Annotated in this window: 17 protein-coding genes; 15 read left to right on the forward strand and 2 right to left on the reverse strand. The window is 62.9% G+C overall.

What is annotated here, in order from left to right; genetic code table 11:
• The first annotated feature begins 178 nt into the window (after positions 1–178).
• The 11 genes from ACVOLR_RS06400 (at position 179) to ACVOLR_RS06450 (ending at position 10,314) form a co-directional block, all read left to right on the forward strand.
• The gene (locus ACVOLR_RS06400) at positions 179–505 is read left to right on the forward strand and encodes a YerC/YecD family TrpR-related protein (RefSeq protein WP_481535698.1); all 327 of its coding nucleotides are present in this window, start codon (positions 179–181) and stop codon (positions 503–505) included.
• 9 nt (positions 506–514) lie between these two features.
• Complete coding sequence (gene hisG / locus ACVOLR_RS06405) at positions 515–1,426, forward strand: ATP phosphoribosyltransferase (RefSeq protein ID WP_481535699.1); 912 nt, start codon at positions 515–517, stop codon at positions 1,424–1,426.
• Complete coding sequence (hisD, locus tag ACVOLR_RS06410) at positions 1,423–2,718, forward strand: histidinol dehydrogenase (RefSeq protein WP_481535700.1); 1,296 nt, start codon at positions 1,423–1,425, stop codon at positions 2,716–2,718. The genes hisG and hisD overlap by 4 nt, the downstream gene beginning before the upstream one ends.
• Entirely contained in the window at positions 2,715–3,794 is a 1,080-nt protein-coding gene (hisC, locus tag ACVOLR_RS06415; protein ID WP_481535701.1) for a histidinol-phosphate transaminase, read from the forward strand. The genes hisD and hisC overlap by 4 nt, the downstream gene beginning before the upstream one ends.
• Positions 3,791–4,864, forward strand: a complete 1,074-nt coding sequence (hisB, locus tag ACVOLR_RS06420) for a bifunctional histidinol-phosphatase/imidazoleglycerol-phosphate dehydratase HisB (RefSeq protein ID WP_481535702.1) — start codon at positions 3,791–3,793, stop codon at positions 4,862–4,864. Before hisC ends, hisB begins: the two co-directional genes overlap by 4 nt.
• Positions 4,861–5,460 carry an imidazole glycerol phosphate synthase subunit HisH gene (hisH, locus tag ACVOLR_RS06425; protein WP_481535703.1) on the forward strand — a complete coding sequence of 200 codons (600 nt, stop codon included), beginning with the start codon at positions 4,861–4,863 and terminating at the stop codon, positions 5,458–5,460. The genes hisB and hisH overlap by 4 nt, the downstream gene beginning before the upstream one ends.
• Positions 5,457–6,191, forward strand: coding sequence for a 1-(5-phosphoribosyl)-5-[(5-phosphoribosylamino)methylideneamino]imidazole-4-carboxamide isomerase (gene hisA / locus ACVOLR_RS06430; protein ID WP_481535704.1), 735 nt, complete (start codon positions 5,457–5,459; stop codon positions 6,189–6,191). Before hisH ends, hisA begins: the two co-directional genes overlap by 4 nt.
• Positions 6,185–6,961 carry an imidazole glycerol phosphate synthase subunit HisF gene (gene hisF, locus ACVOLR_RS06435; RefSeq protein WP_481535705.1) on the forward strand — a complete coding sequence of 259 codons (777 nt, stop codon included), beginning with the start codon at positions 6,185–6,187 and terminating at the stop codon, positions 6,959–6,961. The genes hisA and hisF overlap by 7 nt, the downstream gene beginning before the upstream one ends.
• Positions 6,951–7,589: a bifunctional phosphoribosyl-AMP cyclohydrolase/phosphoribosyl-ATP diphosphatase HisIE gene (gene hisIE, locus ACVOLR_RS06440; RefSeq protein ID WP_481535706.1), complete on the forward strand. Its 639-nt coding sequence runs from the start codon at positions 6,951–6,953 to the stop codon at positions 7,587–7,589. The genes hisF and hisIE overlap by 11 nt, the downstream gene beginning before the upstream one ends.
• Positions 7,590–7,867: 278 nt before the next feature.
• Positions 7,868–9,388: a calcineurin-like phosphoesterase C-terminal domain-containing protein gene (locus ACVOLR_RS06445; protein ID WP_481535707.1), complete on the forward strand. Its 1,521-nt coding sequence runs from the start codon at positions 7,868–7,870 to the stop codon at positions 9,386–9,388.
• 371 nt (positions 9,389–9,759) lie between these two features.
• The gene (locus tag ACVOLR_RS06450) at positions 9,760–10,314 is read left to right on the forward strand and encodes a single stranded DNA-binding domain-containing protein (RefSeq protein ID WP_481535708.1); all 555 of its coding nucleotides are present in this window, start codon (positions 9,760–9,762) and stop codon (positions 10,312–10,314) included.
• Positions 10,315–10,457: 143 nt separating this feature from the next.
• Here ACVOLR_RS06450 and ACVOLR_RS06455 read toward each other — a convergent pair whose 3' ends face one another.
• Positions 10,458–12,140 (reverse strand): long-chain fatty acid--CoA ligase, encoded by a 1,683-nt coding sequence (locus tag ACVOLR_RS06455; protein WP_481535709.1) that lies wholly within the window; start codon positions 12,138–12,140, stop codon positions 10,458–10,460.
• Positions 12,141–12,245: 105 nt separating this feature from the next.
• On the opposite strand from ACVOLR_RS06455, the gene ACVOLR_RS06460 reads away from it, so the two are divergent.
• On the forward strand, positions 12,246–12,695 hold the full coding sequence (locus ACVOLR_RS06460) for a nuclear transport factor 2 family protein (RefSeq protein ID WP_481535710.1): 450 nt from the start codon (positions 12,246–12,248) through the stop codon (positions 12,693–12,695).
• Positions 12,696–12,943: 248 nt separating this feature from the next.
• Here the strand turns inward: ACVOLR_RS06460 and acnA are convergent, their stop codons facing one another.
• A complete protein-coding gene (gene acnA / locus ACVOLR_RS06465; RefSeq protein WP_481535711.1) occupies positions 12,944–15,706 on the reverse strand; it encodes an aconitate hydratase AcnA in 2,763 nt (920 codons plus the stop codon).
• Between the two features lie 537 nt (positions 15,707–16,243).
• On the opposite strand from acnA, the gene ACVOLR_RS06470 reads away from it, so the two are divergent.
• From ACVOLR_RS06470 to acnB, 3 genes are read left to right on the forward strand one after another with little or no spacing between them, the layout of a single operon-like run.
• Positions 16,244–16,477, forward strand: coding sequence for an AbrB/MazE/SpoVT family DNA-binding domain-containing protein (locus tag ACVOLR_RS06470; RefSeq protein ID WP_481535712.1), 234 nt, complete (start codon positions 16,244–16,246; stop codon positions 16,475–16,477).
• Positions 16,477–16,875 (forward strand): type II toxin-antitoxin system VapC family toxin, encoded by a 399-nt coding sequence (locus ACVOLR_RS06475; protein ID WP_481530827.1) that lies wholly within the window; start codon positions 16,477–16,479, stop codon positions 16,873–16,875. Before ACVOLR_RS06470 ends, ACVOLR_RS06475 begins: the two co-directional genes overlap by 1 nt.
• 38 nt (positions 16,876–16,913) lie before the next feature.
• Positions 16,914–19,505: a bifunctional aconitate hydratase 2/2-methylisocitrate dehydratase gene (gene acnB, locus ACVOLR_RS06480; RefSeq protein WP_481535713.1), complete on the forward strand. Its 2,592-nt coding sequence runs from the start codon at positions 16,914–16,916 to the stop codon at positions 19,503–19,505.
• Positions 19,506–19,877 lie beyond the last annotated feature (372 nt).

A 19,877-nucleotide genomic window follows, 5' to 3' on the forward strand; every position in this document is an offset into this window, starting at 1 on the left:
GGTTGGGGGTTTTCCCCCGCCCCCAACCGGGGGGGCGGGGGGTTCGGCCGGACCATGGCGGGCATGGGGGGTGGCGGTAAACCGCTGGCCCTAGTTGGGCGCGGCACTAGGGATCGGTCGGTTTGACTCGGGGTTGGTTTCGCACTAATGTATTAGCACGCTATTACATTGATACATCATGAAGCCACGCCCCGAGATCGAACGTGAAAAGCCCTCAGATGCCCCGTTGAAGGCGCTGGCGCGGGCTTTGGCCGCGCTGGACAGGCCACAAGACGTGCAGGCCTTCCTGCGTGACCTGTGCACGCCGGCCGAGCTGGAGGCCATGGCCGATCGCTGGCGGGTGGTCCCTTTGCTGCGCAAAGGTGTGCCCTACCGTGAGATCTATGACCTGACCGGGGTGAGCGTTACCACCATCGGCCGGGTCGCGCGTTCGCTCGAGCACGGTGCCGGTGGCTATGCCGCCGCCATCGACCGCCTCGCCACGCGTAAAACCGAATCCAACTGAGATAACCCCATGAGTGCTTCAACCTCCGCCCCGGCACGCGACCGGCTGCGCATCGCCATTCAGAAAAGCGGTCGCTTGGCCGATCCCGCGCGCAGCCTATTGGCGGCTTGTGGGCTGAGCTGGCGGCAGAGCCGTGACAAGCTGTTCTGCTTCGGCGAATCGCTGCCCGTGGACCTGCTGCTGGTGCGTGACGACGACATCCCCGGGCTGATCGCCGACGGCGTCTGCGATCTGGGCGTGGTTGGCTTGAACGAATTGGACGAACAGGCCAAGGCGCGTCGGCAGATTGGTTTGGCTGATGCATACCAGCCGCTGCGTGGTCTTGGTTTTGGTTCCTGCCGCTTGATGATCGCGGTGCCGGAAGACTGGGATTGGCAGGGCGTGCAGATGCTGCAGGGCAAGCGCATCGCCACGAGTTACCCGGCCATCCTTGCCGCATGGTTGCAGGAAAAGGGCATTGACGCGCAGGTCGTAGAGCTCTCCGGGTCGGTGGAAATTGCGCCGAAGCTGGGCACGGCTGAAGTCATCTGCGATCTGGTTTCCAGTGGGGCCACGCTGGCTGCCAACCAACTCAAGCCGGTGGAAGTGCTGCTGGAAAGTGAAGCAGTACTCGCCGGGCCGGTACACGAGCTTGATGATGCGCGCGCGGGCCTGATGGCGATGCTGCTGCGACGCCTCGATGGTTTGAGCAAGGTGCAGGACCAGAAGCTGCTGATGTTCTCGGCCGCCGAGGATCGCGTTGAAGACCTGGCCCGCTTGTTGCCTGATGCCGAGCCGCTGTTGCGCCTGCCAGGGCAGGGCGACGCGGTACGGCTGCAGACCATGTGCAGTGGCGCTTTGAGCTGGCAGCGGCTGGAAGAGCTGGAGCGCGCTGGCGCGCAAGGCCTGATGGTGTTGGCAGTGGAGAAGTCGCTGGTATGAACATCCTCGATTGGAACGCGCTCGACGCCTATGCACAGGCGCGCGCTCTGACCCGTCCGGTGCAAACCGTAGCCACGCAGACCCGTGAGTCGGTCGCCGGCTTGATCGAGCAGGTGCGTAGCCGTGGCGACGCGGCACTGCGTGAAATCACCGAGCGCTTCGACGGAATTGCGCCGGAGCGCTTCGAAGTCAGCGAAGCCGAGTTCGCGGCTGCGGAGCTGGCGGTATCAGCCGAGCTGCGCATCGCCATGCAGCAAGCCGCAGAGCGCATCGATACCTTTCACCGCGCCGGCATGGCCCAGCCCTACAGTGTGGAAACCGCACCCGGCGTGGTCTGCGAAAAGGTCATCCGGCCGATTGCGCGCGTCGGCTTGTACGTACCCGCAGGCAGCGCCCCCTTGCCGTCCACCGCACTGATGCTGGGCGTGCCGGCCAAGCTGGCTGGTTGCCGCGAAGTAGTGCTGTGCACGCCGCCGCGCAAGGACGGTACCGCTGACCCTGCAGTGTTGGTGGCCGCGCGCCTGACCGGCGTGCACCGTGTGTTCAAGATTGGCGGTGCGCAGGCTATTGCTGCCATGGCCTATGGCACCGAGTCGGTTCCGTCCTGCGACAAACTGTTCGGGCCGGGCAACAGCTTCGTTACCGAAGCCAAGCAGCAGGTCGCCCAAGCCGGTGCTGCTGCCGTCGATATGCCGGCTGGTCCGTCTGAAGTGCTTGTGATCGCCGATGCTGGCGCCAATCCCGCATTTGTTGCCGCCGATCTGCTGTCGCAGGCAGAGCACGGCCCGGATTCGCAGGTGTTGCTGCTCAGCGATGACGTGGCGATGATTGCCGCCGTGCAGGACCAGGTGGAAGCACAACTTGCGCAGCTCAGTCGCGCGGCGATTGCGCGCCAGGCGCTGGGTGCATCGCTGCTGGTCAAGGTTGATTCGATTGCGCAGGCATTTGAAATCTCCAATCGTTACGCCCCGGAGCACCTGATTCTGGCCTTGCGCGAACCGCGCAAATGGCTCGACAAAGTGGAAGCGGCGGGCTCGGTCTTCCTTGGCGATTACACCCCGGAAGCGCTGGGTGACTACTGCTCCGGCACCAATCACGTGTTGCCCACCGCCGGTGCCGCGCGCGCATACAGCGGTGTCAGCGTCGCCAGCTACCAGAATCAGATCAGCGTGCAGGCCGCCAGCCGTGAAGGGATCGCAGGCATAGGCCCGTGCGCGTTGACCTTGGCGCATGCCGAAGGCTTGGGTGCACACGCCAATGCGGTGGCGCTGCGGCTCGGAGTCGCACCGTGAGCGTGCTCGATCTGGTTCGTGAGGACTTGCGCGACTTCGGCGGTTACTCCTCCGCGCGCAGCGCCAAGCTGCAGGGTGAAATCTGGCTCAATGCCAATGAGTCGGCATGGGCAAATCCCAGCGACGCGTATGCCAATTGCCGCCGCTATCCTGACCCGCAACCGCAGGCGCTGCGCGAGCGCCTGGCCGACCTCTATGGCTGCCAGCCCGAGCAGTTGCTGATCGGTCGCGGTAGCGACGAAGCCATTGATCTGCTGGTGCGCGCCCTGTGCGTGCCCGGCCGCGACGCGGTGTTGTACACGCCGCCGGTGTTCGGCATGTATGCGGTCAGTGCGCGATTGCAGAATGCACCCGCACTGGAAGTGCCGCTGCTGGATACCGAAGCGGGGCTGGTGCCTGACATCGACGCCATCATCGCCACCGCAAAGCAAGGCAAGGCCAAGCTGGTGTTCCTGTGCTCGCCGTCCAATCCCGGTGGCCTTAGCATTCCGCTGCAGCAGGTGCAGGCCGTGGCCGAAGCGCTGCGCGGCCGGGCGCTGGTGGTGGTTGACGAAGCCTACGGCGAGTTTGCCGATGAGCCGTCCGCCACCACCTTGATGGATCGCTTTGACAACATTGCGGTGCTGCGTACCTTGTCCAAGGCGCACGCCTTGGCCGCGGCGCGCATTGGCAGTGTCATTGCCGATGCAGCACTGATCACCGTGCTGCGGCGCTGCCAGGCCCCGTATCCGATTCCCACACCATGCTCTGCCTTGGCGCTTGCCGGCCTCGACGACGCAGTGCTGTCGCAGACTCGCGCCCGCATCGCCACCGTGCGCAGCGAGCGCGGTCGGCTGCGTATCGCTTTGGCGCTGCAAGCTTGTGTACGCCATGTTTACGGCTCGGATGCCAACTTCCTGCTGGTGCGCTTCCACGACGCTGAAGCTGCATTCCAGACCCTGCTGACGGCCGGCGTGGTGGTGCGTGACCAGCGCGCCGCACCGCAACTGCAGGACGCCCTGCGCATCACACTGGGCACCCCCGAACAGAACGATCGCGTCCTCGACGCACTTGCCACGCTGGAGCTCATCGCATGACCCCCATTCTGTTTGTCGATCGCGATGGCACCTTGATCGAGGAGCCGGCCGACTTCCAGATCGACGCCTACGAGAAGATCCGCTTCGTCAGGAACGTGATCCCGGCGATGCTGAAGCTGCGTGATGCTGGCTACCAGTTCGTCATCGTCTCCAACCAGGACGGCCTCGGTAGTGAAGGCTACCCGCAGGCCAGTTTCGATGGCCCGAACGATCTGATGCTGCAGATCTTCGCCAGCCAGGGCATTACCTTCCGCGACGTGCTGATCGACCCCAGTTGGCCGCAGGACAACAGCCCCAACCGCAAGCCGGGTATCGGCATGATGGTCTCGTATCTGCAGGACCGCAGTATCGATTGGGCGCGCTCGGGCATGGTTGGTGATCGGCCGACCGACATCCAGTTTGCTGACAACATGAAGATCCGTGGCTTCCAGCTGCGTACCGAGCAGTTCGGCGGCGAGTGGGATTGGGATGCCATCGCACACGAGTTGGCGGATGCACCACGTCGGGCCACCGTGCAGCGCGACACCAAGGAAACCCAGATCCGCGTATTCGTCGACCTGGACAAGGTTGCCAGCTCGAAGATCAACACTGGCCTGCCGTTCTTTGACCACATGCTGGATCAGATCGGTCGCCACGGTGGTTTTGCGCTGGAAGTGGAAGCCAAGGGCGACCTGCATATCGACGAACACCACACGATCGAAGACACCGGTCTTGCACTGGGCCAGGCCTTGCGTGAAGCATTGGGTGACAAGCGCGGAATCGGTCGCTATGGCTTCACCTTGCCGATGGACGAGACCCTGGCCAGCGCCGCGTTGGATTTCAGCGGTCGTCCGTATTTCGTATTCGATGGTGATTTCAAGCGCGAGCGTGTTGGCGATATGCCGACTGAGCTGGTGCCGCATTTCTTCCGCTCGCTGTGCGATGCCAGCGGCTTGAACCTCAACCTCAAGGTTGAAGGCGAGAACGATCACCACAAGGTTGAGGCCTGCTTCAAGGCCTTGGCCCGCGCTTTGCGCCAGGCCATTCGCAAGGAAGGCACCGAGTTGCCGTCGACCAAGGGGGCCTTGTGAGCAAGGTCGGTCTGGTTGATGCCGGCGGCGCCAACCTGGGCTCGGTGCGCTATGCACTGGAGCGGCTGCAGGTTGATGTGCAGATGGTGCGCGAGCCAACGGATCTCGCCGGCCTTGAGCGGGTAATCCTGCCGGGTGTGGGTGCTGCGGCCGAGGGCATGCGGCGCTTGCATGCGCAGGGGCTGGTACAGCCGCTGCGCGAGCTGCAGGTGCCGCTGATGGGCATCTGTCTTGGCATGCAGCTGCTGTTTGAACGTTCGGAAGAGGGTGATGTGGAATGCCTGGGCCTGCTGCCCGGCATCGTCCGTCGCCTGCACCCTGGCGTTGGGGTGCGCGTGCCGCATATGGGCTGGAACAAGTTGCTGGCCTTGCGCGAATCGCCTTTGCTGGATGGTGTTCCGGTCGGATCAAGCGCTTACTTCGTGCACAGCTACGCCGCGCCGGTTACCTCGGATACGGTCGCGGCCTGTCATCACGGCGGCCTGTTTACCGCGGTGGTACAGCGCGAGCGCCTGTGTGGCGCGCAGTTCCATCCCGAGCGTTCGGCTGGGCCGGGCGCTCGCATCCTGCAGAACTTTCTTGAGATTGCCGCATGAGCTTCACTGTTTACCCCGCGCTGGATATCCGTGACGGACGCGTCGTGCGCCTGCTGCAGGGCGATTACGCCAAGCAGACCACTTATGGCGACGATGCCTTACCGCGCGCGCAGGCATTCGCTGCGACCGGTGCGACTTGGATGCATTTGGTTGATCTGGATGCGGCCAAGGCAGGCGGCTATACCTTGGCGCCCTTGCTGCAGCAGATCGCTGCAGCCACCAAGCTGAAGGTGCAGACCGGCGGCGGCGTGCGCAGCCGTGATGATGTAGCGCGCATCCTTGAAGCAGGCGCCAGTCGCGTGGTGATCGGCTCGCTGGCCGTGCGTCAGCCCGAACAGGTATTGGCCTGGCTGGCTGAGTTCGGTGCCGAGCAGCTGACCATCGCGCTTGATACCCGTCAGGGCGAGGACGGCGTGTGGCGCTTGCCGGTGCACGGTTGGACTGAAACCGCAGATGTAACCTTGGATGAGCTCGCCCAGCGTTACGCGCAGGCGGGAATGAAGCATCTGTTGTGCACCGATATCTCCCGCGACGGCATGCTGTCCGGCCCGAATATCGAACTCTATGCACATCTGGCGCAGTTGCTGCCCGGCGTGGCGGTGCAGGCTTCCGGTGGTGTCCGTGATGCGGCTGATATCCGCGCGGCCAAGGCTGCTGGCTGCGGCGGCGCGGTGCTCGGCAAGGCTTTGCTGGAAGGTCACTTGCAGCTGGATGAGGCCTTGTCATGTTGAGTCGACGCATCATTCCCTGTCTGGACGTGCGCGAAGGACGCGTGGTCAAGGGAGTCAAGTTTCGCGACCATATCGACATGGGTGACATTGCCGAGTTGGCGCTGCGTTACCGCGACCAGGGCGCTGATGAGCTGGTGTTCTACGACATCTCCGCCAGCCCCGAAGGGCGCTCTGTCGATCGCGCCTGGATCGAGCGGGTGGCGCGCTTGATCGACATTCCGTTCTGCGTGGCCGGCGGTATCCGCGATGTTGAAACGGCGCGTGCGGTGCTCCATTCCGGTGCTGACAAGATTTCCATCAACACCCCGGCGCTGGAGCGCCCGCAACTGATCGCCGAACTTGCGGAAGCTTTCGGCCAGCAATGCGTGGTGGTCGGCATCGACTCCATCCGAGAGCCGGACGGGCAATGGCGCGTGCGCTCCTACACCGGCGACCCGAGCAAGACCCGCGCCGAAGCCAAGCTGACCTTGGACTGGGTGCGTGAAGTACAGGCCCACGGCGCAGGTGAAATCGTGCTGAACTGCATGGACAGCGATGGCGTGCGCAAGGGGTACGATATTGCACAGTTGCGCCAGGCCCGGGCGCTGTGCACGGTTCCGTTGATCGCCTCTGGCGGCGCGGGCTCGCCGCAGCATTTCGCCGATGTATTCGAACAGGCTGACGTTGACGGGGCTTTGGCCGCCAGTGTGTTCCACTCCGGCGCCATCGCAATTCCGGAACTGAAGCAGTTCCTGCGCGAACAACAAATCGAGGTTAGGGATGTCTACTGAATTCAAGCCGGTTGATCCGGCTGCACTGGACTGGGACAAGGTCAACGGCATGATCCCGGTCATCATCCAGGACGAGGCCACATTGCGCGTGCTGATGCTGGGCTATATGGACCGTGACGCACTGGAAACCACCCGCAGCAGCGGCAAGGTCACCTTCTTCAGCCGCAGCAAGAAGCGTTTGTGGACCAAGGGCGAGACGTCCGGCAATCACCTTGAGTTGGTCGACATCCGCAGCGATTGCGACAATGACACCTTGCTGGTCACCGTGCGCCCGCATGGCCCTACCTGCCACACCGGGGAGACCAGCTGCTTCAGCGCCGCACCGGGCAACTTCCTAGGCGCCTTGAATGCCTTGATCAAGCAGCGTGAGCATGATCGTCCGCTCAATAGCTACACGACCAAGCTGTTTGAAAAAGGTGCGCGTCACATCGCGCAAAAAGTGGGCGAAGAGGGTGTGGAAACCGCACTGGCGGGCGTTGTACAGCTTGACGAAGATCTATTGGGCGAATCGGCCGATCTGTTGTTCCACCTGATCGTGCTGCTGCGCGCCCGCGGGCTGTCGCTGGACGACGCCATCGGCGTGCTCGAAGACCGCCATGCCAAGGCCGCGGAAAAGGTGGCGAGCTAACCCGTAGTGCCGAGCCATGCTCGGCAGTGGCTTTACCGGGCTTTTCTGTAGTGCCGAGCCATGCTCGGCAGGAGCTTTACCGATAGACCAGATGTGGGAGCGGTGTAAGCCGCGAAGCTGGCAATGCGTCGCTGCTAGCCATCCCTGCAATCGGACGCTGTATCAGCTTCGCGGCTGACGCCGCTCCTACAAAAGCTATGCTGCTCGCCACCTGCAGCAACGCCTTTGCAGCATCCCGGGGCGATAATGGGCGCCTGCCCATTGTTGCCGAGACCTTCATGCGCCTACTCCTGTTGCCTGCTCTGCTGGCCTGCGCGCCATTTGCCGCCAGCGCCTCCTGCGTCGACGGCGCGGTATTCCTCGACAGCAACGGCAATGGCCGACAGGACGCCGGCGAGAAGCCGCTGGCAGGCATCCGTGTCTCCGATGGCGCGCACATCGTCAGCACCAGCAAGGACGGCCGCTACCAGCTGCCAGCATCCAGCCAGCCCAACATCTTCATCATCAAACCGGCCGGCTATAGCGCAGCCACGCGTGGCGACGGCCTGCCGGACATCTGGCGGCCGCAGGCAGGCGAGGGGGAGGCGCAGTGCCGCCCGTTCGCACTGAGGGCAGAAAAGAACGCACCCAGCAGCTTCCAGGCCCTGCTGCTGGCTGACAGCCAGACCAGCACGGCGCAGGACGTAGGTTACTTCGAGCGCGACATCATCGAACCGCTGCGCGGCAAGCATCAGGCGCGCTTGGGCATGACCCTTGGTGATATCACCAATGACGACCCTGGCCTCTACCCGGCGCTGACCAAGGCGGTCACTTCGCTGGGCGTGCCGTGGCTGCACGTTCCCGGCAACCACGACATGGACCTGGGCGCGAGCAGTGACGCCGATTCGCTGGCCAGTTTCCATCGCCAGCTCGGCCCGGACACCTACGCCTGGGAAGAGGCCTCGATGGTGTTCATAGGCATGGACGACATCATCGCCCAGCCCGGCCAGAAGCCGGCGTATGTCGGCGGCCTGCGTGAGGATCAGTTCGCCTTCCTTGAGGCTTACCTGCCGACCATCCCGAAGGACGAGCTGGTGGTACTGGGCTTCCATATCCCGCTGTTCGACCACGTCTATCGTGCTGAAGACCGTGCTCGCTTGTTCAAGTTGCTGGAGCAGGTGGCGCACCCGCTGATTGTCAGCGGCCATACCCACAACCAGAGCCAGAAATTCTGGGGCGCGGCGGATGGCTGGAATGGTGCAAGGCCCCTGCACGAGTACAACGTAGGCGCTGCCTGCGGTGCGTTCTGGTCAGGGGTAAAGGACACGCAGGGCATTCCCGATACCACCATGGCCGACGGCACGCCCAACGGCTACGGCCTGCTCAATGTCCGCCCGCAAGGCCAGTACAGCGTCGAGTACCGCGTTGCCCGTGCGCCGGCGGATCAGCAGATCGCGTTGCATGCTCCGAAGGTGCTGCGGCAAGGTGCGTATCCGGCCTGGGGCATCTACGCCAATGTGTTCATGGGCTATGACGGCCTGCCGGTCGAGTTCCGCGTGGATGGCGGCGAATGGCAGCCGATGAAGCAGGTCAAGCAGGCGGATCCGCGTTTGTTGGTGGAGAACATTGCCGACGATCTTGCCGGTGAGCTGCGTGGCTACGACCGTTCGCCCGAAGCCGTACCGTCCAGCCATCTGTGGCGCGCGGCATTGCCGACCAAACTGAGCGAGGGTGAGCATGCGGTGGAGGTGCGCACCACATTGAACGGCGTCGAGTACCGTAGCCAGGCGAGCTACCGGTTGCAGACAGCACAGCCGTAATAGCTGCGCTTGTTGTGGGAGCGGCGTAAGCCGCGAAGCAGACAATGCTTCGCGGTGAGAAGCTCCCGCGACCTGACAGCCCACGAGCTTCGCGGCTGACGGCGCCCCCACAAGTGAGCGGTGCTTTCTGCGGCAGGCTTTTTGTAGGAGCGGCGTAAGCCGCGAAGCCCGGGAATGCGCCTAGTCCAGGTATTTTTGTAATCTGACAATCTACGAGCTTCGCGGCTAACGCCGCTCCTACAAAAAAAACTGGGTGCACGGACGTCATGCGTTGGAAGGCAGCAATAGCAAGAATCACGGTTCTCGGTACAGCCTTGGCGTCGGCCGGTTGCGGCTTTCCGCTGCCCGGCAGCCAATCTCATGTAGAGCCGATGGACCCCGCGCGCAAGCTGATCGGGCAGGTGCAAGGGCAGGGTGCCAGCAGCCCGTTGCTGGGCAGCGAGGTGCTGGTCGAAGGCATCGTGGTGCGTAACCTGATGGGCGACAGCGACGACATAGGTCAGGAGCTCAAGGAAACCCTGGGCGAAGGCGATCGTGGCACGCCCACGATCGGTTGGTTCCTGCAGGACGAGGGCGATGGCAACCCGGCCACATCCGATGGGGTGTTCGTGCTGGATCAGGGCTACGACACCTCGATCAACATGCCGGCCGAGGCTGAGTTCACCATGCGCATGGGGTCGCGACTTCGCACCGGTGATCGGGTAGCCGTACGTGGCACGGTGGTGGAGTTACCTCAGCAGCAGGTAGCTGATCAGCCACGCAGTACCGGTCATCGGATTTCGCGCGGCGAAGCGGGTGGGACGGTTACCGCCATCGCAGCGATGTCGCTGACGCTTGTCGCCTCTGATGAGCGCGCTGCAGCCATCGTACCTGTCACCGCTGCAGGCAATGGTGACGATGAGTCCCGCGAAGGCATGCGGCTCTAAAACGCCATTGTTACAGCGAACGCCGGCCGTCGCTGGCAAGCAGGACGCTGCAAGCGGTTATCAGGGCTCGCTCGCGATCAGATCAAATGCACAAAAAAGCCTCCCCGTTTCCGGGGAAGCTTTCAGGGATCACGCCTGAGGCATCACGCTTCCGGCTTGGCGTCACGCAGTTCGCGGCGCAGGATCTTGCCGACGTTTGTCTTGGGCAGTTCCTTGCGGAACTCGACGATGCGCGGATGCTTGTAGCCGGTGAGATTGGCGCGTGCGAATTCCTTCACCTGTTCTTCGGTGAGGTTGGGGTCCTTCTTTACGATGACCACCTTCACCACTTCGCCCGACTTCTCGTTGGGAGCACCAACGGCAGCCACTTCCAGAATGCCCGGCATCATCGCCAGCACGTCTTCGATTTCATTCGGGTAGACGTTGAAGCCGGACACCAGAATCATGTCCTTCTTGCGGTCGACGATGTAGAAGAAGCCGTTTTCGTCCATGCGTGCCATGTCGCCGGTATGCAGCCAGCCGTCGGCATCCATGACTTTGTCGGTCTCGTCCTGGCGATGCCAGTAGCCCTTCATCACCTGCGGGCCGCGGATGCACAGTTCGCCGACTTCGCCCGTCGGTACCATCTGTCCATCGTCGGTCTTGACGCAGGCTTCGGTGGACGGGATCGGCAAGCCGATGGCGCCGTTGTATTCCTTCAGGTCCAGCGGGTTGATACAGGCCGCCGGTGAGGTTTCGGTCAGGCCATAGGCTTCCACCAGGGTGACGCCGGTGACCTTTTTCCACTTGTCAGCCACGGCGCGCTGCACGGCCATGCCACCGCCGAGGGCAAACTTCAGATTGGAGAAGTCGACTTCGTCGAAGCCCTCGGTGTTGAGCAGACCATTGAACAGCGTGTTGACACCGGTAATGGCGGTGAAGCGGTTGTTCTTCAGCTCCTTGATGAAGCCCTTCATGTCACGCGGGTTGGTGATCAGGTAGTTCAAACCGCCGAGCTTCATGAAGACCAGACCGTTCGCCGTCAAGGCGAAGATGTGGTACAGCGGCAGCGCGGTGATGATGACTTCCTCACCGGGTTTGACGCCCGAGGCGCTGATCCAGGCCGAGGCCTGCTGCATGTTGGCGATCAGGTTGCGGTGGGTCAGCATCGCGCCCTTGGCCACGCCGGTGGTGCCGCCGGTGTACTGCAGGAAGGCAATGTCATCGTGGTCAACTTCGACCACCGGCATGCTGTGGCGCGTGCCCAGTTTCAATGCATCCTTGAAGCGGATGGCCTTGGGCAGGTCGTAGTCCGGCACCATTTTTTTCACGTACTTCAGCACGAAGTTGACGATGGGGCCCTTGGGGAAGCCGAGCATGTCGCCCAAGCCAGTTGTGATGACCTGCTTGACCGGCGTATCGGCGATCACCTGCTGCACGGTATCGCCGAAGTTGTCGACGACCAGCAGCACGGAGACACCGGCATCGACCAACTGGTGCTTGAGCTCGCGTGCGGTGTACAGCGGGTTGACGTTCACCACGGTCAGGCCAGCGCGCAGGATGCCGAAGATGGCGATCGGGTACTGCAGGCAGTTGGGCATCATGATCGCAACGCGGTCGCCCTTCTTCAGCTGCAGCTCGCCCAGCAGGTAGGCGGCGAACTGGGTGACCAGAACGTCCGCTTCGCCATAGGTCAAGACCTTGCCGAAGTTGGAATACGCCGGGCGATCACGGAACTTGGCAACTGAGGCATTGAAGACATCGGCGACGGAGTGGAATTCGTTGACGTCGATTTCAGCCGGTACACCAGCCGGGTAGCTCTGCAGCCAAGGACGTTCTTGAGTCATCTTCCCCTCCAGGAAATGGAATGATCTAGTGGTCAGGCCCGATCATCGGGCACCGGCGTTATTGTTGCCAGCATACCGTTCCGAATTGAAAAGGCGAAGGGATAGATGATGCGATCAGTCTTCAACTGCATGCTTTGTGCGGCGATTGTGCTTTTGTTGGGTGCTTGTGGCCGCGAACCGCCTGAGCAGCGCCTGCGCGATAGTTTTGCTGCAATGCAAGAAAGTGTTGAGGCGGGCAAGCCCGGCGGCTTTATGGACGGGGTGGCTGAAGACTTCGTTGGTAATGAGGGCTTGGACCGCGCCGGGATGGAGCGACTGTTGCGTGGGCAGTTGCTGCTCAACGCCAAGGTCGGCATCCAGACCGGGCCTTTACGGGTGGAGATGGGCGAGGGCGGAACTGCCACGGTGCGCTTCACTGTACTGCTGACCGGTGGCAGCCAAGGGCTGCTGCCTGAGCGCGGGCAGATGCAGGAAGTGGTTACTGGTTGGCGTGAGCAGGATGGGGAATGGCAGGTGTACAGCGCGGATTGGGCGCCGGTGGGTGGGGAAGGTTGACCTGCTGGGTTTGCTGGAGGGTTGAAGGCTTTGAAGTGCTGGAACGTAAAGGCCCCCCTCCCCAGCCCTCCCCTTGGCTGCGCCAAAGGGAGGGGGTAAGAGCAGCTGCCTTGCTTGTTTCCCTTCCTTTGGCGTAGCCAAGGGAAGGGTTGGGGAGGGGTGTTCTTGCTCTGGCTGCAGAACTTCAGCCCTCAAAAAAGAACGCCCCGTCAGGGGCGTTCTTCCAACAAACCAATCAGCGCAGCAGATCAGGCTGCTTTCTTAGCCGCCAGCTGCCGCAACACATACTGCAGCAAGCCGCCATTGCGGAAGTACTCCACTTCCTTCGGCGTCAGCAGCAGCACCTTGGCAGTAAAGCTCTTGCGGCTGCCATCAGCATTGGTCGCGGTCACCGTAGCGGTCTTGGCCTTGCCATCTTCCAAGCCGGTTACATCAAACACTTCCGAGCCATCCAGACCCAGCGTCTGCGCGTTCTCGCCGTCATGGAACTGCAACGGCAGCACACCCATGCCGACCAGGTTGGAGCGATGGATGCGCTCGAAGCTCTCTGCGATCACTGCCTTGACGCCCAGCAGGTTGGTGCCCTTGGCCGCCCAGTCGCGCGAGGAGCCGGTGCCGTATTCCTTGCCGGCCAGCACCACCAGCGGCACGCCATCGGCCTTGTACTTCATCGCCGCGTCGTAGATCGCCAGCTTTTCGCCGGTGTTGCTGCCCGGGGCGTAGTACAGCGTATTGCCGCCTTCTTCGCCGCCGAACATCAGGTTCTTGATGCGGATGTTGGCGAAGGTGCCGCGCACCATCACGTCATCATTGCCGCGGCGGCTGCCGTAGCTGTTGAAGTCGGCTGGCTGCACGCCACGCGACTGCAGGAAGCGGCCGGCCGGTGAGTCCTTCTTGATGTTGCCGGCCGGGGAGATGTGGTCGGTGGTGATCGAGTCACCAAACAGCCCCATCACCCGTGCACCGTGGACGTCGCTGATGCTGCCGACCTGCATGGTCATGCCGTCGAAGTAGGGCGGGTTCTTGATGTAGGTCGAGTCGCCATTCCATTCGTAGGCCTGGCCTTCCGGGGATTCGATCTGCGCCCAGCGGGTGTCACCCTTGAAGACATCGGCGTAGTTCTGCTTGAACATCTCCGGGCCAACGGTGGCGGCGATGGTGTCGCCGATCTCTTTGTTGCTCGGCCAGATGTCACGCAGATAGACGTCCTGGCCGTCGCTACCCTTGCCCAGCGGCTCCTTGCTCAGGTCGATGCGCACGGTGCCGGCGATGGCATAGGCGACCACCAGTGGCGGCGAGGCCAGGTAGTTGGCTTTCACTTCCGGGTGCACGCGGCCTTCGAAATTGCGGTTGCCCGACAGCACCGAGGCTACCACCAGATCGCCGGCGGCAATGCCGGCGCTGACTTCAGTGGGCAGAGGGCCGGAGTTGCCGATGCAGGTGGTGCAGCCGTAACCGACCACGAAGAAGCCCAGCTTCTCCAGGTCCGTCAGCACGCCGGCCTTTTCCAGATAGTCGGTAACCACGCGCGAGCCCGGTCCAAGCGAGGTCTTGACCCACGGCTTGGCCTTGAGCCCGACCCGTGCTGCGTTGCGCGCGAGCAGACCGGCACCGAGCATCACCGCCGGATTGGAGGTGTTGGTGCAGGAGGTGATGGCCGCGATCACCACCGCGCCGTCCTTCAATCGCATCGCTTGTTCGTTGATCACGATATCGGCATGGCCCTTGGCCAGCTGCTCATTGCCAACCGCGGCGCCGCCGCCTTCGTTGATGAAGTCGGCGACGTCGCCATTGCGCTGCTCGCGGTGGCTGGTCAGGCCCTTCAGTGCCTCGGTGAAATTGCTATGCACGTCTTCCAGCAGCACGCGGTCTTGTGGACGCTTGGGGCCGGCCATCGACGGTTTGACGTCGGCCATGTCCAGCTCAAGTGTGGCGCTGTACTGCGCGTGCGGGCTGTTGGCGTCGTGCCACAGGCCCTGCGCCTTTGCGTAGGCTTCGACCAGGTTGATCTGCGCATCGCTGCGGCCAGACAGGCGCAGGTAATTGAGGGATTCCGCATCAATCGGGAAAATGCCACAGGTGGCGCCGTACTCCGGGGCCATGTTGGCGATGGTGGCGCGGTCGGCCAACGGCAGATGCTGCAGGCCTTCACCATAGAACTCGACGAACTTACCGACCACACCGAGCTTGCGCAGCATCTGGGTGACGGTCAGTACCAGATCGGTGGCGGTGGTGCCTTCGGGCAGCTTGCCGGTCAGCTTGAAGCCGACCACCTGCGGAATCAGCATCGACGAGGGCTGGCCCAGCATCGCCGCCTCGGCCTCGATGCCGCCCACGCCCCAGCCGAGCACGCCGATGCCGTTGATCATGGTGGTATGCGAGTCGGTACCGAACACGGTATCCGGGAAGGCCCAGTTGCTGCCGTCGATCTGCCGTTCCATCACCACACGGGCGAGATTCTCCAGATTGACCTGGTGGACGATGCCGGTGTTCGGCGGAACCACCTTGAAGTTCTCGAAGGCTTTCTGGCCCCAGCGCAGGAAGCTGTAGCGTTCCTGGTTGCGCTCGAATTCGATCTTGCCGTTGAGGTCCAGTGCGTCCGGGCGGCCGAATACGTCGACCTGTACCGAGTGATCGATGACCAGCTCGGAGGGAATCAGTGGGTTGATCTGCTCGGCCTTGCCGCCCAGCTTGGTGACCGCATCACGCATCGCGGCAAGGTCGACCACGCAGGGCACGCCGGTGAAATCCTGCAGCACCACGCGCGCCGGCATGAAGGCGATTTCGGTATCCGGTTCGGCCTTGGGGTTCCAGCGGGCGACGGCTTCGATGTGGTCCGGGCCGACGGTCTGGCCGCCGTCCTCATGCCGGAGCAGGTTCTCCAGCAGGATCTTCATCGAATAGGGAAGGTGGGAGATGTCGAACTTCTGACCGAGCTTGGGAAGGCTGCAGTAGGTGTACTGCTGGCCGCCAACCTCCAGTTGGCTACGGGTGGAGAATGTATCGCTCATACCGCTGACTCCTCTTAGTGCAGATGGCTTGCGGCGGCGCCGGGGCGCTGCGCGGGCTTGTCAGGGCCAAGGGTCCTGACAGTTGGATGCCAGTCCGAGTATGGACGAAGCATCCTGCAATCGGTTCATGTTTGCTGGCCCCAGTTTAGGCAACGGCTTGTTGCGCGCATGTAACGGTTCCGAGGCGAGAGAGTGTGCGCAGCGCGCTGCACCTGTAGTGCCGAGCCATGCTCGGCAGGGGCGTTACCAATAGATCCCCGCCACCCAATGAAGTGTGGTTTGTGGGAGCGGCGTAAGCCGCGAAGCCACTGCTGCGCCAGCCCGCAAAGGCTTACCCCTCCCCAGCCCTCCCCTTGGCTGCGCCAAAGGGAGGGGGCTGTAGTGCCGAGCCAGCCTCAGCCGAGCATGGCTCGGCCCTACAGGGCAGGCGTTGCCGGGAAAGCCTCTGCCGAGCATGGCTCGGCACTACATGGGCTTCGGGTTTGGGGTATGCCGGCCGAAGTATGTATAATTCGTACATACTTCATTGGAGGTCCCATGGAAGCCACCGTAGCTGAACGCGGGCAGATCACCTTGCCCAAGGCCGTACGTGACGCGCTGGGCCTGACCAAAGGCACCCAGCTCAAGGTTGAGCTGGATGGCAGCCGCATCATCCTGCGCAAGAGCGTGGACGATGCCATTTCCCGCGCCCGCGGCAAGTTCGCGCTGGACGGGTTTGAATCGGCCGAACAGGCCGTGCGGACCGTCCGTGACGAGGCCGGTGAGGCATGATGATCGCCGTTGATTCCCCGGTCCTGATCGAGCTGCTCAGCGACGGCCCACGCGCCGACGCGGTGGAAGCCTGCCTGCGGCAGGCGCTGGTCGGCGGTCGGGTGGTCATCTGCGGTACCACCCTGGCCGAGATCTGTGCATCGCTGCGCGGCGGCGCCGAGGTGCAGGGCGCGCTGGAAGAAATGGGTGTCCATTTCAACCCGCTGGAAGCCAAATCCGCGCTGCGTGCCGGCGAGATGCATCGCCGCCACCGCCAGCGCAGCGGCGACAACCGCCGCATCGACGATTTCATGATTGGCGCCCACGCACTGCTGCAGTGCGACGGCCTGATCACCTGGAACGACACGTTTTATCGCGACTACTTCAAGGGCCTGAAGCTGATCGTGCCGCAAGCCTGAGAGCCCATCTTTTTTAACCGTATTACCCGGGAGTTGTCATGTTGGAAGCCTACCGCCACCACGTAGCTGAGCGCGCCGCGCTTGGCATCCCGCCGTTGCCGCTCACTGCACAGCAGACGGCCGACGTCATTGAACTGCTGAAGAACCCGCCGGCTGGCGAAGCCGAGTTCCTGGTCGATCTGATCACCAACCGCGTGCCGGCTGGTGTCGATGATGCTGCCAAGGTCAAGGCTTCGTACCTTGCCGCCATCGCCTTCGGCAGCGAGAAGAACGCACTGATCAGCCGTGAGCGCGCCACCGAACTGCTGGGCACCATGCTCGGTGGTTACAACGTCGCGCCGCTGATCCAGCTGCTGGACGACGCCGCAGTCGGCGCCATCGCCGCTGAAGGCCTGAAGCACACCCTGCTGGTGTTCGATGCATTCCACGACGTGCAGGAAAAGGCCAAGGCCGGCAACGCCAATGCACAGGGCGTGCTGCAGAGCTGGGCCGATGCCGAGTGGTTCACCAGCAAGCCGGAAGTGCCGCAGAGCCTGACCATCACCGTGTTCAAGGTGCCGGGCGAAACCAATACCGACGACCTGTCGCCGGCTCCGGACGCCACCACCCGTCCTGACATCCCGCTGCACGCGCTGGCGATGCTGAAGAACAAGCGTCCCGACGCGCCGTTCGTGCCGGAAGAAGACGGCAAGCGTGGTCCGATCCAGGAAATCCTGTCGCTGAAGGACAAGGGCCACCTGGTTGCCTACGTCGGCGACGTGGTCGGCACCGGCTCCAGCCGCAAGTCCGCCACCAACTCGGTGCTGTGGTTCACCGGTGAAGACATCCCCTTCATCCCGAACAAGCGCTTCGGCGGCGTGTGCCTGGGTTCGAAGATCGCCCCGATCTTCTACAACACCATGGAAGACGCCGGCGCACTGCCGATCGAGCTGGACGTGTCGAAGATGGAGCACGGCGATGTCGTCGAGTTGCGTCCGTACGACGGCAAGGCACTGAAGAACGGCGAAGTCATTGCCGAATTCCAGGTCAAGAGCGACGTGCTGTTCGACGAAGTGCGCGCCGGTGGCCGTATTCCGCTGATCATCGGCCGTGGCCTGACTGCCAAGGCGCGTGAAGCGCTGGGCCTGCCGGTCACCGATCTGTTCCGCCTGCCGGTGCAGCCGGCCGATACCGGCAAGGGTTACTCGCTGGCGCAGAAGATGGTTGGCCGCGCCTGTGGTCTGCCGGAAGGCAAGGGCATGCGTCCGGGCACCTACTGCGAACCGAAGATGACCTCGGTGGGCTCGCAGGACACCACCGGTCCGATGACCCGTGACGAGCTGAAGGACCTGGCTTGCCTGGGCTTCTCGGCCGACCTGGTGATGCAGTCGTTCTGCCACACCGCGGCTTACCCGAAGCCGGTGGACGTCAAGACCCACCACACCCTGCCGGAGTTCATCTCCACCCGTGGCGGCGTCTCGCTGCGTCCGGGCGACGGCGTGATCCACAGCTGGCTCAACCGCATGCTGCTGCCGGACACCGTCGGTACCGGTGGTGACTCGCACACCCGTTTCCCGGTCGGCATCTCGTTCCCGGCCGGTTCGGGCCTGGTCGCCTTCGCTGCAGCCACCGGCGTCATGCCGCTGGATATGCCGGAGTCGGTGCTGGTGCGCTTCAAGGGCAAGATGCAGCCGGGCGTGACCCTGCGCGACCTGGTCAATGCGATCCCGCTGTACGCGATCAAGTCCGGTCTGCTGACCGTGGCCAAGGCTGGCAAGAAGAACATCTTCTCCGGCCGCATCCTGGAAATCGAAGGTCTGCCGGATCTGAAGGTCGAGCAGGCGTTCGAACTGTCCGATGCTTCGGCTGAGCGTTCGGCTGCTGGTTGCTCGGTGCACCTGAACAAGGAGCCGATCATCGAGTACCTCACCAGCAACATCACCCTGCTGAAGTGGATGATTGCCGAGGGTTACCAGGACGCCCGTTCGCTGGCCCGCCGCATCGAGAAGATGGAAGCATGGCTGGCCAACCCGGAACTGCTGCAGGGCGATGCCGACGCTGAGTACGCTGCTGTCATCGAAATCGACCTGGCCGACATCCACGAGCCGATCGTGGCCTGCCCGAACGACCCGGATGACGTGAAGACCTTGTCCGAAGTGGCCGGTGCCAAGATCGACGAAGTGTTCATCGGTTCGTGCATGACCAACATCGGTCACTTCCGTGCCGCTGCCAAGCTGCTGGAAGGCAAGCGCGACATCCCGACCCGTCTGTGGGTTGCACCGCCGACCAAGATGGATGCCTCCGAGCTGACCAAGGAAGGCGTGTACGGCACCTTCGGCGCTGCTGGCGCACGTATGGAAATGCCGGGCTGCTCGCTGTGCATGGGCAACCAGGCGCAGATCCGCGAAGGCTCCACCGCGATGTCGACCTCGACCCGTAACTTCCCGAACCGTCTGGGCCGCAACACCAACGTGTACCTGGGTTCGGCCGAACTGGCCGCAATCTGCTCGCGTCTGGGCCGCATCCCGACCAAGGAAGAGTACATGGCCGACGTTGGCGTGCTGGATTCGGCAGGCAGCGAGATCTACCGCTACATGAACTTCGACCAGATCAGCGATTACAAGGACGTGGCCGATTCGGTCAACGCCTGAGTTGTAGCTGAGCAGTAATGGTTGAGCGAGAACCCCGGCGCAAGCCGGGGTTTTTTGTTGCCTGTGAAATGCAGCAGCAGCTGCTGTTGTTGTTGTGGGAGCGGTGTAAGCCGCGAAGCCGATGCACTGTCAGATTGCAGGATCTAAGGTCGTTCGTTGATCCTGGCTTCGCGGCTGACGCCGCTCCTACAAAATGCCGGGCTGCTTGTGCTCTTGTGGGAGCGGCGTGAGCCGCGAAGCTGATGCGTTGTCAGATTGCAGGATGTACGGTTGTTCGATTCTCTCGACTTCGCGGCTTATGCCGCTCCCACAAACGCAAATACCTTGCGTGGCCCTGGGAAGCACAGCGCGACCAGGAGGTACCGTTCTTGG

Source organism: Stenotrophomonas sp. STEN030, assembly GCF_056759995.1.